Consider the following 14851-nt stretch of genomic DNA (forward strand, 5'->3'; position numbering starts at 1 on the left):
TTAGCAACATATTATCAAAAAAACAGTTTACTGACAAATAACCCAGACTACGATAGTACTAAACAACTTTGGCTTGCAAATAAAAACTTACTCAGCTATCGGCAGCATAAAACAAAATTTGCTTCCTTCACCGATTTCACTTTCCACCCAGATCTTGCCGCCTTCAGCCTCAATAAAATCTTTAGAGATCGCAAGGCCAAGGCCTGAGCCCGATTTGTTGTTACCATCGGTAGGTACCTGGAAATATCGTTCAAACAGGCGTTTCTGATATTGTTCGTCTATGCCCTTCCCAAAATCCCTAACCGAAAATTCGATGTTACTCCCTATTTCAATAATCTGAATAACTACTTTTGATTTCTGTGAACTATAGCGCAAAGCATTCGACAAAAAGTTAACCAGTACCCAGGCAGTTTTTTCGGTGTCTACATTTACCTTGGGTAAATCATTTCTTGAGATCAGTTCCAATTCGATTTCTTTTTGTTCAGCCTGTAAGCGTACGGTATCCATCGCGTAAACAGCTACCTTTCTGGGATCTGATTTCACAAAATTCAGCTGCAGGTTTCCAGTTTCCACCTGCGAGAGGTCCAACAGTTCACCGGTGATTTTTAGCAGACGTCCACAATCTTCCTTAATGTGCTGCACCAGTTCTTTTTGCTCGTCGTTCATATTACCGATCCGCTCATCATCCAGCAGTTTAAGGCTCATTTTGATAGAAGATATCGGGGTTTTTAGCTCGTGCGATACCGTAGCGATGAAATTAGTTTTGGCTTCGTCCAACTCCTTATACTCGGTCACATTTTTAAGGACATAGACCTCCCCTGCAGTTTTTCCGGATTCCCTGATCACCTTATCGAGCTGGTCATCGAGCACTGGCACAATGATCTCCCGACGTTCCAGTTTGAAATAAGACTCTTTGCCATCGGCATAGATCTTCATCGGCTTAGTGTTTCCCTTTGATTGGATTATGCTGCTCAACAGGTCATTCTTTTTCATCAGTCCCAGTGCTCCCGCCCCCACCACATCCTTTTCGTTCATATTCAACAATTGCCCTGCAACCTGATTTAAGAACAGAATTTCTTTTTTCTCATTCAGGCCGATAATCGCATCCTGCATCTGACCGATGATCGCTTCTATTCTTAATTTTTCCGATTGCAGCTTGGCCAGGTTGCTGTTTTCCCATTTATTGAGCTGTGCAGTCATGGCATTGAACTCTTCAGCCAGTTCAGAGAACTCATCATTTCCCTTAAATTCCAGGCGCTGTTTATAATTCTTACGACCGATGGCTTTAATGGCTTCCGAAAATTCCTTTAAAGGATTGGCCACAAAACCAGGAAAGTTTATACTGAAAGAAAATAAGACGATAAAACACAGTGAAGCTGCAAATATCAGATAGGTTGCAGCTTTTTCAACACTCAGCTGCGCGGCATCATTCTTCCTTACAATAGCCTGCATATTCACATCGTCGATAACTCTAAGCTGCAGATGTACCTTTTTTAAAGCCAGTCTTTGACTGGCCAGGTCAGCTCCGGGGGCTGTAAGTTGTCCATATGCTGCTGCCAGTGCAGCTACCGCTACTCCTTCGCCTTTCTCTGTCACATTCTTCTTTTCCAGGTCGAGTTGCGTAGCAAACTTTGCAGTTATTTTTTCAGAAAGTGGCAGCTCATTGTCATCGAGTATCGTTCGCATCTCCCGCGCATACCTCAGGCTTTCATAATTGTCCTTTAAAATGACTTTAGAGCTTACCGAGATCTTGTTCATATAATATAGGGAAATTGCCCCAAAGAAGATGACCACCACGAATAGAAAGCCGAATCCAAGGCGTAGTTTTGTTTTTATTTTCATGATTTCATGGCATTAATTATTTAGGAGAGAATAACCAGATCAGTTTCTGTTTTTGCTATGTTTTTTAAAAGTTTATTAAATATGGCTGTCCGCATAATTAACTGGAACAAATTCAGGTGCGGCTTGCCAATACAGATCGTGGTCACCTCTTTTTCTGCTGCAATCCTGGTAATCGTTCCGGTTACGTCTTCACTTTTTACCTTCAGTACTTCGGCCCCAAGCTCTGTGGCAAGTTTGAAATTATTAATCAGGTGGCGCTGCAGGTCGAGTTTGATCCGGTCTCCGCCTTCATGGCTCCGTTGCACATACAACACAATCCAGGGCGATCGGTAATAAGAGGCCAGTCGGGCAGTTTTGCGGATGATGATCTTCGCGGTTTTGTGGTTGGTCGATATACAGGCCATGAATTTTTCGGGCCGGAGTTTGATCTGTTTCGGCACTTCCATATTGATCTTTCGTTCCAGGTGGTGTGCGACCTCTTTCAGTGCCATTTCCCTCAATTGTAATATCCGTTCAGGCTGAAAAAAATTGTCCAGTGCACGTTTGATCTTGGTCTGATCATAGATTTTCCCTGCTTTCAGCCTATCTATCAGCTCATCGGCTGTTAAATCTATATTAACAATTTCATCCGCTGTCTCCAATATCTTATCTGGTATCCTTTCGTTGATCGGTATTCCTGTAATGGTCTCAATCTCTTCGTTCATGCTCTCCAGATGCTGGATATTCACGGCAGAGATCACACTGATCCCCGCATCCAGGATATCGGCCACATCCTGCCATCGCTTGCCATTCTTACTACCTTCAACATTGGTATGCGCCAACTCATCAACAATAACAACCTCAGGATGCAGATTGATGATGGCCTGCACATCCATTTCTTCCAGCTCCTTACCTTTATAAAAGATTTTTCGTCTTGGAATTAATGGGACCCCTGCCAGGAGCGCATGGGTTTCTGCCCGGTTATGGGTTTCAATATAGCCGATCTGTATGTCAATACCGTTCTTTAACAGCTCATGGGCTTCCAGTAGCATGCGGTAGGTCTTGCCCACACCCGCGCTCATGCCAATGTACACTTTAAATTTACCCCGCCTGGATTTTTTAACCAGGTCGAGGAATTTTTTTACAGATCCCGCTTTATCGTCTTCTTCCATAATTTATTACTACCATTCTAAAATAACATATCCTTTTTCTACCAGGTACCAGATAGTTGCAAAGACTAATCCTGCGATTGCACACAGGATTAATCTAGCGAAAGGGTTCTTTGAAAATTCAGATGCCATTCTGATTACTTAAAATGAAACCGCAATACTTGCGGTCAATGCCGCATTGTTATCTACCGGGTTCAGATTTCTTACAAAGATCTTATCCTTACTATTGTACATTTTACCTTCCAGCCTTACTACTGCATTGCTGATTGGCGCATAATCTAAATTTAATGAATATCCGGTGGTTTTAAAGCCATTTGGAGTTCCGGTGGCAATCAGCACCCCGTTCCTGTCTTCATAATATTCAACTCTACCGGCAACAGCCCATTTGCTGTCAATCTTATACTGGGCAATGGCTACTGGAGAAAACACTTCATTTTTACTATTGTTTCCTTTTGCCTGCTGCTGTGTTCCATAATCAAAACCTAAGGTTAAGCCAAACTGATCTGTAACCTGGAATACACCGTATACATTATGATAAAACCGTTTTACACGTACCGAATCTACCCCCTCTGTCCCAAGGTAATTGCTATAATTGACAGTAATCTTTGACGTTGGCTTCCAGGTCAGCTGCAAACCACCCGCGGGCTGACTGTTCCCATTCTGACGGGTTATCCTCTGCCAGCCGTTCAGATACAATGCAGTGGCGGTAAATTTCCCGTCAGTAGTACCATAAGTCAACTTTGCTCCTGATTCATAATATGGTGTATTTTCCGAAGAAATGTTCCTGGTCAGCACCCAGCAGTCTTTAGAGATTGCACTTTCAAAGCCAATATGAGAAGCAAATACTCCGGCATCCAGCCAAAGGTTAGCAGTTTTGGAAAGTTTCACTCCGGCATTAGCTTCAAAAATATTTTTCAGCACACCAGGTTCTGCTGCAAGATTGGCATTGGTATAAGTTCCTGCCATAACAGCCAGATTCGCCCTGATCATTCCACTTTCATAACTTCCCTTAATAAAGCCCAGGTTTAGATTGGCCTCATTGTGGCGGTTATGGGAATAGATAAAGCCTGGTCTGTTGTTATCAGCCGGTTTATTAAAATCGTATCCAAAGTAAGTTTCCAGGTAACCGCTTATTTTAATTTTTGGCTGTTCATCCTGGGCATGAGCATACAATCCTGTTGACAATGCTGCTGCGAATACTAATAGTTTTTTTTTCATATATTTATTGTAATTATTTATTCTGTAAATAAGATTCCGCTGAGCTGCCTGTTCCTGAAGGTCGGCAAACGCAAATGGTCCAGGCAGCGGTTCGGAATTTTGTATAGAGGTTAATTGGTTATTTTTTCAGTTCGTCGAGCGCAAGATTGAGTTTCAACACGTTTACCTTTGAAGGCCCAAACATACCTAACAAAGGTCCTTCAGTGTTTTTGACCAGCAGTTCGGCTACGGTCCTTTCATCCAGTTTACGGTAAGCCGCAACTCTTTTGATCTGGATAATAGCTCCCTGCTCAGAAATATTCGGGTCAATACCACTGGCCGAGGCCGTTACCATATCAGCTGGAACATCCGCTTTTTTAAGGTATGGATGATATTTCAATAAAGTATCGATCCGATCAGACACCTGTTTTAAATAATCGGCATTAGAAGCACCTTTATTGGATCCACCTGATCCGGCGGCATTGTAGCCGGTAGCCGATGGTCTTCCCCAGAAATATTCCGGCCTGGTAAAAGACTGACCTATCAGGGCATAACCTTTTACTTGTCCATTCTTTTCGATCTTTTCTCCTCCTCCATTTCCTTTGGAAAAACCTCCGGCAAAGGCAACAATTAATGGATAGATAACGCACAGCAGTACCAATAAGACTGCCGTTAAGCGGATAGATTGTAAGATGTATTTTTTCATGATCTTTTATTTTTAATGCTTATACAAATAAGCCTACCATTAAATCAATTATTTTAATCCCAATGAACGGAGCTATCACACCACCCAATCCATAGATGAGCAGATTCCTTCGCAATAAAGCGCTGGCCCCGATTGGTTTATACTCCACGCCCTTTAAGGCTAGAGGGATCAGAATAGGTATAATGATCGCATTGAAGATTATTGCTGATAAGATTGCACTTTCCGGACTATGCAACCCCATAATGTTCAGGCTCTGCAACGCAGGAATAGAGGCGATAAATAACGCCGGTACAATTGCAAAGTATTTGGCTACGTCGTTGGCAATAGAAAAGGTGGTTAGCGTGCCGCGCGTAATTAATAGCTGCTTACCAATCTCCACAATCTCAATCAGCTTGGTCGGGTCATTATCCAGGTCTACCATGTTACCAGCTTCTTTCGCCGCCTGGGTACCACTGTTCATCGCTACACCTACATCGGCCTGGGCCAGTGCCGGAGCATCATTGGTCCCGTCACCCATCATAGCCACTAGCCTACCCTGTGCCTGTTCTTCTTTGATGTAGTTCATTTTATCTTCCGGCTTGGCTTCAGCAATAAAATCATCCACACCAGCTTTCCGGGCAATAAATTTTGCAGTAAGCGGGTTATCGCCTGTTACCATTACCGTTTTCACACCCATTTTACGCAAGCGCTCAAAACGTTCGCTGATGCCCGGTTTAATAATATCCTGTAGTTCTATTACACCCATGGCCTTTTCATTTTCGCAAACCACCAGGGGCGTACCGCCATTTCCGGCAATTGCTTTCACATGATCTTCAATATCCATAGGAAACGGGTTCCCTGCTGTTAAAACAATATTGCGAATGGCATCAAAGGCACCTTTACGGACTCTCTTTCCATCAGTTGTATCCATCCCACTCGACCTGGTTTCAGCTGTAAATTTGATAAACTTAGATCCTTCCGGTGCGGCTAACAATTTATTGTCCTGCGCAATGGCCAGTTCTATAATTGATTTTCCTTCAGGGGTCTCATCTGCAAGTGAACTCAGCACACAGGCATCCACAAAAGCTTTTGGATCGGTTCCCAAAGTTGGATAAAAACTGGTTGCCTTACGGTTACCAATGGTAATGGTACCTGTTTTGTCCAAAAGCAGTACATCAATATCACCTGCAGTCTCTACTGCTTTACCCGATTTGGTGATCACATTGGCCCTAAGCGCCCTGTCCATACCTGCAATACCAATGGCCGAGAGCAGACCACCAATAGTTGTGGGGATCAGGCATACAAACAAAGAGATAAGTGCTGCGATTGTAATCGGGGTATTTGCGTAGTCTGCAAAGGGCTTTAGGGTTACGCAGACGATAATGAATACTAAGGTAAAACTGGCCAGCAAAATAGTCAGCGCAATTTCATTCGGCGTTTTCTGACGTGATGCCCCTTCTACCAAGGCAATCATTTTATCCAGGAAGCTTTCACCCGGCTGGGTATTCACCTGTACCTTAATCTGGTCCGACAATACTTTGGTACCACCGGTTACAGAGGATTTATCACCTCCCGATTCCCTGATCACGGGAGCAGATTCTCCTGTTATAGCCGATTCATCGATAGTAGCAATACCTTCAATGATCTCTCCGTCTGCCGGAATGGTATCGCCAGCCTCGCAGACAAACACGTCTCCTTTTTTTAACAGTGCAGAGGAGCGTACTTCTGTTTTTCCATTGTCAAGGAGAACTTTGGCGGGAGTTTCCTCACGTGTTTTTCTTAAAGAATCAGCCTGTGCTTTACCCCTGGCCTCTGCAATAGCTTCCGCAAAGTTGGCAAAAAGAACAGTAAGCAGCAGGATCAAAAAGATAAGGAAATTGTAAGCGGGTGAACCTTGTCCCGGATTACTCATGGAATATATGGTCACATAAGCCATAATCAAGGTTCCGATCTCCACGGTAAACATCACCGGGTTTTTGATCATAACCCTTGGGTTAAGTTTGATGAAAGATTGTTTTAGCGCAGTCTGCACTAAGGCAGGTTCAAATAATTTATTTGATGAGTGTTTCATTATAATCTATTTAAGCATGGTAAAGTACTCTGCCAAGGGCCCCAGGGTCAAAGCAGGGAAATAAGAAAGTGCATTCAGGACAATGATTACCGCAAAGGTCATCAGGCTGAACGTCAAAGTATCTGTTTTCAATGTACCTGCCGATTCAGGGATGTATTTCTTCGCGCCCAATAAACCTGCAATGGCAACGGGGCCAATGATGGGCAGGAAACGGCCCAGGAATAAAACAAAGCCAGTCGAGACATTCCAGAAAACGTTATTATCACCCAGGCCTTCGAAACCAGAACCGTTATTGGCATTGGATGAGGTCATCTCATAAAGCATCTCTGAGAAACCATGAAAGCCCGGGTTATTTAACCAGTTCTTCGGCATTACAGACCAGGCTGCATCACCGTGATAAGTAATTACATAACTGGCAAGTGCTGTTCCCGATAGGATCAGAAAAGGACTAAGCAGGGTAATCATTGCAGCAATTTTCACCTCCCTTGCTTCTACCTTATGGCCAAGAAATTCGGGGGTACGGCCAACCATCAGGCCGGAAATAAATACGGCAATAATCAGGTAAATAAAGTAATTCAGTACCCCCACTCCACAGCCGCCATAAAATGAATTGATCATCATGCCCAATAGCTGCCATCCGCCGGTAAGCGGCATACTGCTGTCATGCCAGCTGTTTACGGAACCTGTAGAAATAATGGTCGTTACCGTACTCCAGTATGCACTCGCCGTAGGCCCAAACCGAACCTCCTTGCCTTCCATAGCTCCTGTAGCTTGTGAGATTCCCATTTTTGCGATTGCCGGATTCCCGCCCAGCTCGGAACTTATGGTCGGGATCAGCAGCAGCAGCATACCTACAGTCATTACCCCAAAGATCATCCAACCTAGTTTTTTGCGCCTGATGAAAATACCAAAGGCAATCACCATGGCAATAGGAATGATGACCTGGGCTACCATCTCTGTCATATTGGTAATGTAGTTCGGATTTTCAAGCGGATGGCTGGAGTTAGCGCCAAAATATCCACCACCGTTAGTACCTAAGTGCTTAATGGCCACAAATCCGGCGGCAGGTCCTCTGGATACATTTACCGTATCACCCTGTACAGAAATGAACTGGTCTTTGCCTTCGTAACTGGTTGGTGTACCATTAAAAGCAAGAATGATTGCTATTACTAACGAAAGAGGTAATAGTAAACGGGTAATCGATTTTACAAAGAACTCCCAGAAATTACCAAGTTTAGTGCTGGTTTTATCACGAAAAGCCTTAAAGAATACCACTGCAGCGGCTATACCCGTGGCGCAGCTTACAAATTGCAGAAACATCAGGACAAAGTGCTGTGTCAGGTAGGTAACGCCTGTTTCTCCTGAATAATGCTGAAGATTACAGTTCACCACAAAACTGATGATGGTATTAAAAGAAAGATCAGGTGTCATCCCGGGGTTTCCATCAGGATTTAAGGGCAGTTTATCCTGGTACATCAACACAAAGAAGCCGTAAACCAGCCAGACCAGGTTAATGGTCAGCAACGCTTTCATGTGCTGCTTCCAGTTCATCTCTTCTTTAGGGTTAATTCCCGAGAGCTTATATATCCCGGATTCAATTGGTTTTAAAAAGTCTGTCCAGACCTTTTCTCCGGCAAATACCTTGGCCAGGTATTTACCCAGTGGAATAGCGATCACCAGCGTAAGCCCATAGGTGGCTATAATTCCAAGTAATTCTGTGTTCATTTTGTTTGATTAAAATTTTTCGGGTTTGATCAGCACGTAGATCATATAGATGAATACGGCGATGGCGATAATGAATAGTGCGGTCATAATTTCTAGATTTTTTCGAACCAGTCAATCGATTTGTAACATACCCTGCTTAAGATCAGCAGGGCGAGAAATAGTACGGTTATTAACATGATGTTTTTATTTTTTGTTTTGCCTATTCCAATAGGAATGCCATTTTCACAAAACCAAACACAACAAACTACAAACCAACATCTTACAGACAAAAACACTAAAAACACTTCTTTTTTAAACATAAATACCCTTCCATAATGGAAGGGTATTTATCATATTGGAATGTTTACTGCTTAGATTTTTATTTTATTCCTCAATCTTAATATTCCTATTTTATTTCTACGAATATATTGCAGGTTTAATTTACAATACTTCCAGGATTAATGGCTTAAAAATTAACCATTTTTTGGTTACCTTTAGCCCTGTAGATGTATGGCGGATCAAGTGTGAAGAAAATTAAAATGCTCATTTGATTTTGACTTAAAGTATATAAAGTAAAAAAGGTTCTTAAATGATACGATCCCTGATACACATGTTAAATACAGTATTAATTGCTTTCGTCCTTCAGGCTTGTAGTCCTTCGACCACAATCGCCTTCAACCCGGGTGTACCAAATCCATATAAAGTGAAAGCTGAGGACATCGATAAGCCTAAAAATGAAAAATTACTTACCGGTGCCGAACAAACTGATCTGTACGTCCCCTACCTGAAAGGGAAACGCGTGGGTATGGTAGTGAACCCAACATCCATTATTGGCAAAGAAACAACTGTGGACAGTTTACTTAAGCTAGGCGTAAACATTGTTAAAATATTTGGACCGGAGCATGGTTTTAGAGGAAATGCCAGCAATGGAACACATGTAAATGATGAAATCGATACTAAAACGGGCATCAAGGCTATCTCATTATATGGCAAAAATTCGACACCAACTAAAACGCAGTTAGCTGATGTGGATGTAATGGTGTTTGACATCCAGGATGTAGGCGTACGCTTTTATACTTATATCAATACTTTGCAGCATGTGATGGAAGCTTGTGCAGCCAACAATAAGGAAGTATTGATACTAGACAGGCCAAACCCTAATGGCTTTTACATTGATGGACCTATATTAGACCCTAAGTTTAAATCGGGTATTGGACTAAAGCCTATTCCAGCGGTACATGGCTTAACCGTTGGTGAATATGCACAGATGTTAAATGGTGAAAACTGGCTGGATAATAAACTGCAATGCAAAATCAAAATCATTAAGGTTGCGAACTATACACATGATACGCCTTATGAACTTCCTGTAAGTCCTTCACCAAACTTAAATACCGCACAATCTATTTTATTATACCCAACCATGTGCTTGTTTGAAGGAACTTACCTGAACTATGGCCGTGGTACGCAATTCCCTTTCACTATTGTAGGTGCACCTGCGTTAAAAGGCAAGTATAGCTTTTCTTTTACACCCATAAGTATTAAGGGAATGTCTGAAAGCCCTTTGTTTATGAACCAGGTTTGTTATGGTTTAGACCTTAGAGATTACGACACTGATAATTTCAGAAAAACAAAGCAGATTAACCTGGCCTGGATGATCGAACTATATAAAAACTCACCCAATAAAGCAGATTTCTTTAATTCCAGCCTGAGTAAACAAATGGGCGTAATTGAAAGGCTGATTGGTGTTGCCGATTTCAGACAACAGATCATTGCTGGCAAATCTGAAAAAGAAATCAGAGCGAGCTGGGAACCTGGATTGAGTAAGTACAAAACAATGCGCAAAAAATATTTGTTATATCCATAGTAGATTGTGTGGGATTCCGGCCTTCGCCGGAATAACGAAGCTTAAAAATCTGCCAGAGTTAAACTCAAGGATATAAGATGATGAATAGCGAACCTAAAAAGAAGAACGAAAGTCCCGGTAGTAATTATATGGAAGAAGTCCCAAAGGATAGAATTCCTGAAGGTGATAAAGTCGTAAAAAAGCCGGAAGACAAAGATTACAACCAGGAGGAGGCACATTTTAAAAACCCTGCTAAAAAAAGGGAAGAAGGCGAGCAACCAGTACATCCTGTAAAAAAAGCACCTGAAGAATAATAAAGGAGGCATCTAAACTTTGTTTTGCTTATGCGCTGCCTTTAAAAACTGCATAAGAACCTTTTCGTCGTTTTCCAATGCTTTAATGGTATCTGACTGATCTTTACTAACCTTTTTGAGGTATTTACCAAGTTGGTCAGCTTCAAATGCCTGCAATAACAAGGGATATACGTATGAACTTTTGCAGACGGACCGGGTATTACCTAGTCTGCTGGCAACGCAATCGAGTACCTCTACAATGACTCTCTTTTTAGATTTATTGTTGTCGGTACTATCCTGACAAAGCGCAAACTGTCTCAAGGCTTCCAGTGTACCTCCCCATGTACGGAAATCCTTGGCGGTGAAGTCGCCACCGGTAATCTCTTTAATATAGTTATTTATCCTTCCTGAATCGATAGGACGGTGTTCTGTACCATTTATATAAAACTGGAACAAATCCTGGCCGGGAATATCTCTGCATTTTTTGACGAGTCTGGCCAGGGTTTTATCATTCAGGACAACTTCGTGCTTCACCCCTTTTTTACCTATAAAACTCAGCATCATTCTATGCCCGTTAATTTTTACATGCTTATCTTTTAATGTACTTAAGCCATAGCTTCCATAAAGCTGTTTATACGCTTCATTTCCTATACGAATTAAAGTTTTTTGCATGAGCTGAACGCTAATGGCCAGCACTTTTCGTTCATCCAGTTCTTTTCGACGCAGATCTTTAGCGATTGTTCTGCGGGCCTGAGGTAGTACCTTACCAAATTCCAGTAATCTGAAATATTTACTGTCCGACCTGCGGGATGTCCATTCATTATGATATCTATATTGCTTGCGTCCGGCAGCATCAATTCCCGTTGCCTGCAAATGTGCCATTTTCTTTGGTGCGATCCATACGTTAGTCCAGGCCGGAGGTAACACCAGGGCTTTAATGCGATCCAGCTGTGCGCCATCAGTGATCCGGGCACCATCTTTATCTACGTAATAAAACTTTCCGGGCTTACCTTTTCTGTATATACCTGGATGGCTATCGGTTAAGTAAACTAACCCGCTTTCTTTTAGTTCTTCTAAGGCCGGAGTCATATACATTGAATGAAATATCCGTTAAATTTTTAGTTATTTTGTGACTCAGCTCTTAACGCTCAATTACCGTTACACATAAACATATACCGATGAAAATAGTTTTTATGGGAACCCCCGATTTTGCAGTTGCTTCTTTAAATGCACTTGTGGAAGCTGGATTTGAGGTGGTAGGCGTAGTCACCGCTGCCGACAAGCCTGCCGGACGTGGGCAAAAACTTCAGGAAAGTGCTGTAAAACAATATGCAGTAGCTAAAGGCTTAAAAGTATTGCAGCCACTAAAACTTAAAGATCCTGAATTTATTGAGGAGTTAAAGGCTTTAGGGGCCGACCTACAGGTTGTTGTAGCCTTTAGAATGTTACCAGAGATGGTATGGAACATGCCTGCAAAGGGAACCATTAACTTACATGCTTCTTTATTACCTCAGTATCGGGGTGCTGCTCCTATTAACCATGCGATTATTAATGGCGAAAAGGAAAGTGGGGTAACAACCTTTTTCTTAAAACATGAGATAGATACCGGAGATGTTATATTTTCCGAAAAGGTAAACATTGCAGCTGATGATACCGCCGGAGACCTGCATGATAAATTAATGAACGTTGGTGCAGGCTTACTGGTGAAAACTGTACAGGCCATTGCCGACGGCAATTACACCGAACAACCACAGATTCAAAGCGATGAGCTTAAACATGCACCCAAAATATTTAAAGAGCATTGTTTAATAGACTGGAACCAGTCTGCCACCTCAATTTACAACCTGATTCGTGGCTTAAGTCCATACCCTACTGCTTTTACCAAACTGAACGACAAAACGCTTAAAGTTTTCAAAGCAGAACTGGAAGAAAAGGAAACGGGTTTAGCTGCGGGTGCATTTTTATCTGACGGCAAGACTTACTTAAAATTTGCGGCGAAAGACGGTTTTATTAAGCTTACCGACTTACAGTACGAAGGTAAAAAACGGATGCAGGTTGATGAGTTCTTACGAGGAATGCGGTTGTAGAGATTAATCGATATTTCCGGGGCTTTTGCCAGAACAAAGGCCCCGGAAATGATAAACGGATACAGTTATATCGTATTTAGTTTTGCACTTAGCAACTTTGTAACTTCGTTAAAATAGCGTTTTCGGCCATAGCCCATAACCCAGCGAATTCCGCTAATGGCATTGGTAATAAACACCTCTTCTGCTGCCTTGAGTATTTCAGGATTAATCTGTGCTTCAATTACGTCAATGTCGTGTGCCCTCGCCATACTCATCACTACGTTACGCATTACGCCAGCCACACAGCCTTCGGATAACGCAGGTGTATAGATCTTTTTGTCGTAAACCACAAATATGTTGGAACTAATACTCTCACACAAGAATCCATTTTGGTTCAATATAAATGCATCATCCAGACGGTGTTGCTTTTTATATAAACCGGCCATTACATACAATAGGGAATTACTTGTTTTATAGTTGGAAAGGCTATTTACCTGCTTGGTCAGTTCATCAAATACATCAATGATCAACCCTTTCTTGTTCAATTCATAGTTATCTTCTTCAAGCGCCGAAGCCTCTAAAACATAACCTGATTTGTTACTGTTTGGGGTGTACAATCCGTCGCCCGCGCGGTAAACTGAAAGTCTGAAACGGACATTATCTTTTAATTTGTTCTTTTTACAAAGCTCTGCGGTTTTTTGCTTAAAAAAATACTCATCAAGCAAAGTACTACCATCTATTTTCAGGGCTTTCATTCCTGCTTTTAATCTATCCGCATGCAGTTCGGCAAATTTAAGCTTGCCGTTACTCATGCGCATCGTCTCAAAGAGTCCGTCGCCATATTTAAATCCCCGGTTAGCGGCCGTTAGGATCGGATGATTGATGATGACAAATTCATCATTATGTAATATATATTCGTGCTGCATTTATCTTAGCCAAAGCGTTAGGACGGTTGTACAATGTAATTTCTCCATTTATTCAATGCCGAGTCGAAATCGGAAGGCAAAGGTGCTTCAAATTCCATATATTTTTTAGTCCTCGGATGAATAAATCCTAAAGTTTGTGCATGAAGTGCCTGACGGGGCAAAAGTTCGAAGCAATTTTGAACAAATTGCTTGTATTTGGTAAAAGTGGTCCCTTTTAAAATTTTATCACCCCCATAATTGGCATCATTAAATAAGGGATGTCCGATATGCTTCATGTGTGCTCTGATTTGATGTGTACGACCAGTTTCAAGCTGGCAGCTAATTAAGGTTACATAACCTAAACGCTCCAGCACACTATAATGTGTTACCGACCACTTACCTTTTTCTTCATCATCATAAACATCCATTACGATACGGTTCTTCGCACTACGTCCAATATAACCTGTTACGGTACCATCCTGTTCAATATCACCCCATGCCAGAGCCACATATTTACGGGTAATGGTATGGTCAAAGAATTGCTTGGCCAGCTTGGTCATCGTCATCTCGTTCTTGCTGATCAACAACAGTCCGGAAGTGTCTTTGTCAATACGGTGCACCAAACCCGGTCGGCCTTCGTTGCCTGGCAATTGTGGCAATTGCTCAAAATGAAAAGCAAGTGCATTAACCAAAGTTCCTGTGTAATTATTAAAGCCCGGATGTACAACCATACCGGCGACTTTATTTACCACCAACAGGTCTTCATCTTCATATACGATATCCAGGGGAATATCTTCAGGATAAACTTCGGTATCCCTTGGCGGGTGTGGAAATACAATTGAAATTTCATCTGCCGGTTTTACCTTATAACTGGACTTAACTGTTTTCTGATTAACCAGTACATTTCCGGCATCTATTGCATTTTGGATACGGTTACGTGATGCATTTTCCATGCGATGCATCAGGAATTTATCTACGCGCAATAAAGACTGTCCTTTATCCACAACAATATTAAAATGCTCGTATAAATCCTGTTCCTCTAGTTCTACCCCTGTATAACTGTTTTCCGTCTGCATGTTTTCCATCCTACAAAACTA

Annotated in this window: 13 protein-coding genes; 3 read left to right on the forward strand and 10 right to left on the reverse strand. The window is 42.0% G+C overall.

Annotated features, from left to right (window positions below; genetic code table 11):
* Positions 1 to 87 precede the first annotated feature (87 nt).
* From R2Q84_RS07285 to R2Q84_RS07315, 7 genes are all read right to left on the reverse strand, one after another.
* Positions 88 to 1842 (reverse strand): ATP-binding protein, encoded by a 1755-nt coding sequence (locus tag R2Q84_RS07285; RefSeq protein WP_316815875.1) that lies wholly within the window; start codon positions 1840 to 1842, stop codon positions 88 to 90.
* 20 nt (positions 1843 to 1862) lie between these two features.
* On the reverse strand, positions 1863 to 2993 hold the full coding sequence (locus R2Q84_RS07290; protein WP_316815876.1) for a sensor protein KdpD: 1131 nt from the start codon (positions 2991 to 2993) through the stop codon (positions 1863 to 1865).
* 138 nt (positions 2994 to 3131) lie between these two features.
* The gene (locus tag R2Q84_RS07295) at positions 3132 to 4208 is read right to left on the reverse strand and encodes a porin (protein WP_316815877.1); all 1077 of its coding nucleotides are present in this window, start codon (positions 4206 to 4208) and stop codon (positions 3132 to 3134) included.
* A 118-nt stretch (positions 4209 to 4326) separates the two neighbouring features.
* The gene (locus R2Q84_RS07300) at positions 4327 to 4893 is read right to left on the reverse strand and encodes a K(+)-transporting ATPase subunit C (protein ID WP_316815878.1); all 567 of its coding nucleotides are present in this window, start codon (positions 4891 to 4893) and stop codon (positions 4327 to 4329) included.
* 19 nt (positions 4894 to 4912) lie between these two features.
* The gene (gene kdpB / locus R2Q84_RS07305; protein WP_316815879.1) at positions 4913 to 6943 is read right to left on the reverse strand and encodes a potassium-transporting ATPase subunit KdpB; all 2031 of its coding nucleotides are present in this window, start codon (positions 6941 to 6943) and stop codon (positions 4913 to 4915) included.
* A 6-nt stretch (positions 6944 to 6949) separates the two neighbouring features.
* Positions 6950 to 8668: a potassium-transporting ATPase subunit KdpA gene (gene kdpA / locus R2Q84_RS07310; protein ID WP_316815880.1), complete on the reverse strand. Its 1719-nt coding sequence runs from the start codon at positions 8666 to 8668 to the stop codon at positions 6950 to 6952.
* Between the two features lie 9 nt (positions 8669 to 8677).
* Entirely contained in the window at positions 8678 to 8755 is a 78-nt protein-coding gene (locus R2Q84_RS07315; protein WP_084498241.1) for a potassium-transporting ATPase subunit F, read from the reverse strand.
* Between the two features lie 481 nt (positions 8756 to 9236).
* Between R2Q84_RS07315 and R2Q84_RS07320 the strand changes: the two genes are divergently transcribed.
* Together R2Q84_RS07320 and R2Q84_RS07325 are read left to right on the forward strand one after the other, a co-directional pair.
* A complete protein-coding gene (locus R2Q84_RS07320) occupies positions 9237 to 10511 on the forward strand; it encodes a DUF1343 domain-containing protein (protein WP_316815881.1) in 1275 nt (424 codons plus the stop codon).
* 77 nt (positions 10512 to 10588) lie between these two features.
* Positions 10589 to 10804, forward strand: a complete 216-nt coding sequence (locus tag R2Q84_RS07325; RefSeq protein ID WP_316815882.1) for a hypothetical protein — start codon at positions 10589 to 10591, stop codon at positions 10802 to 10804.
* A 12-nt stretch (positions 10805 to 10816) separates the two neighbouring features.
* Here the strand turns inward: R2Q84_RS07325 and R2Q84_RS07330 are convergent, their stop codons facing one another.
* Entirely contained in the window at positions 10817 to 11872 is a 1056-nt protein-coding gene (locus R2Q84_RS07330; RefSeq protein WP_316815883.1) for a DNA topoisomerase IB, read from the reverse strand.
* Between the two features lie 89 nt (positions 11873 to 11961).
* Between R2Q84_RS07330 and fmt the strand changes: the two genes are divergently transcribed.
* Positions 11962 to 12870, forward strand: a complete 909-nt coding sequence (gene fmt / locus R2Q84_RS07335) for a methionyl-tRNA formyltransferase (RefSeq protein ID WP_316815884.1) — start codon at positions 11962 to 11964, stop codon at positions 12868 to 12870.
* 65 nt (positions 12871 to 12935) lie between these two features.
* Here the strand turns inward: fmt and R2Q84_RS07340 are convergent, their stop codons facing one another.
* Together R2Q84_RS07340 and R2Q84_RS07345 are read right to left on the reverse strand one after the other, a co-directional pair.
* Positions 12936 to 13775: an aminotransferase class IV gene (locus R2Q84_RS07340; protein WP_316815885.1), complete on the reverse strand. Its 840-nt coding sequence runs from the start codon at positions 13773 to 13775 to the stop codon at positions 12936 to 12938.
* A gap of 17 nt (positions 13776 to 13792) precedes the next feature.
* Positions 13793 to 14830, reverse strand: coding sequence for an RluA family pseudouridine synthase (locus R2Q84_RS07345; RefSeq protein ID WP_410478410.1), 1038 nt, complete (start codon positions 14828 to 14830; stop codon positions 13793 to 13795).
* Positions 14831 to 14851: the final 21 nt, after the last annotated feature.

The organism is Pedobacter nyackensis (assembly GCF_032678475.1).
Classification (GTDB): Bacteria; Bacteroidota; Bacteroidia; order Sphingobacteriales; family Sphingobacteriaceae; genus Pedobacter; species Pedobacter nyackensis_A.

Bases quoted from the DNA above. Each gene is read 5' to 3' on its own strand.
- R2Q84_RS07340 (WP_316815885.1), bottom strand. From the start codon at position 13,775: ATGCAGCACGAATATATATTACATAATGATGAATTTGTCATCATCAAT.
- fmt (WP_316815884.1), top strand. From the start codon at position 11,962: ATGAAAATAGTTTTTATGGGAACCCCCGATTTTGCAGTTGCTTCTTTA.
- kdpA (WP_316815880.1), bottom strand. From the start codon at position 8,668: ATGAACACAGAATTACTTGGAATTATAGCCACCTATGGGCTTACGCTG.
- R2Q84_RS07315 (WP_084498241.1), bottom strand. From the start codon at position 8,755: ATGACCGCACTATTCATTATCGCCATCGCCGTATTCATCTATATGATC.
- R2Q84_RS07295 (WP_316815877.1), bottom strand. From the start codon at position 4,208: ATGAAAAAAAAACTATTAGTATTCGCAGCAGCATTGTCAACAGGATTG.
- kdpB (WP_316815879.1), bottom strand. From the start codon at position 6,943: ATGAAACACTCATCAAATAAATTATTTGAACCTGCCTTAGTGCAGACT.
- R2Q84_RS07330 (WP_316815883.1), bottom strand. From the start codon at position 11,872: ATGACTCCGGCCTTAGAAGAACTAAAAGAAAGCGGGTTAGTTTACTTA.
- R2Q84_RS07290 (WP_316815876.1), bottom strand. From the start codon at position 2,993: ATGGAAGAAGACGATAAAGCGGGATCTGTAAAAAAATTCCTCGACCTG.
- R2Q84_RS07325 (WP_316815882.1), top strand. From the start codon at position 10,589: ATGATGAATAGCGAACCTAAAAAGAAGAACGAAAGTCCCGGTAGTAAT.
- R2Q84_RS07320 (WP_316815881.1), top strand. From the start codon at position 9,237: ATGATACGATCCCTGATACACATGTTAAATACAGTATTAATTGCTTTC.
- R2Q84_RS07285 (WP_316815875.1), bottom strand. From the start codon at position 1,842: ATGAAAATAAAAACAAAACTACGCCTTGGATTCGGCTTTCTATTCGTG.
- R2Q84_RS07345 (WP_410478410.1), bottom strand. From the start codon at position 14,830: ATGCAGACGGAAAACAGTTATACAGGGGTAGAACTAGAGGAACAGGAT.
- R2Q84_RS07300 (WP_316815878.1), bottom strand. From the start codon at position 4,893: ATGAAAAAATACATCTTACAATCTATCCGCTTAACGGCAGTCTTATTG.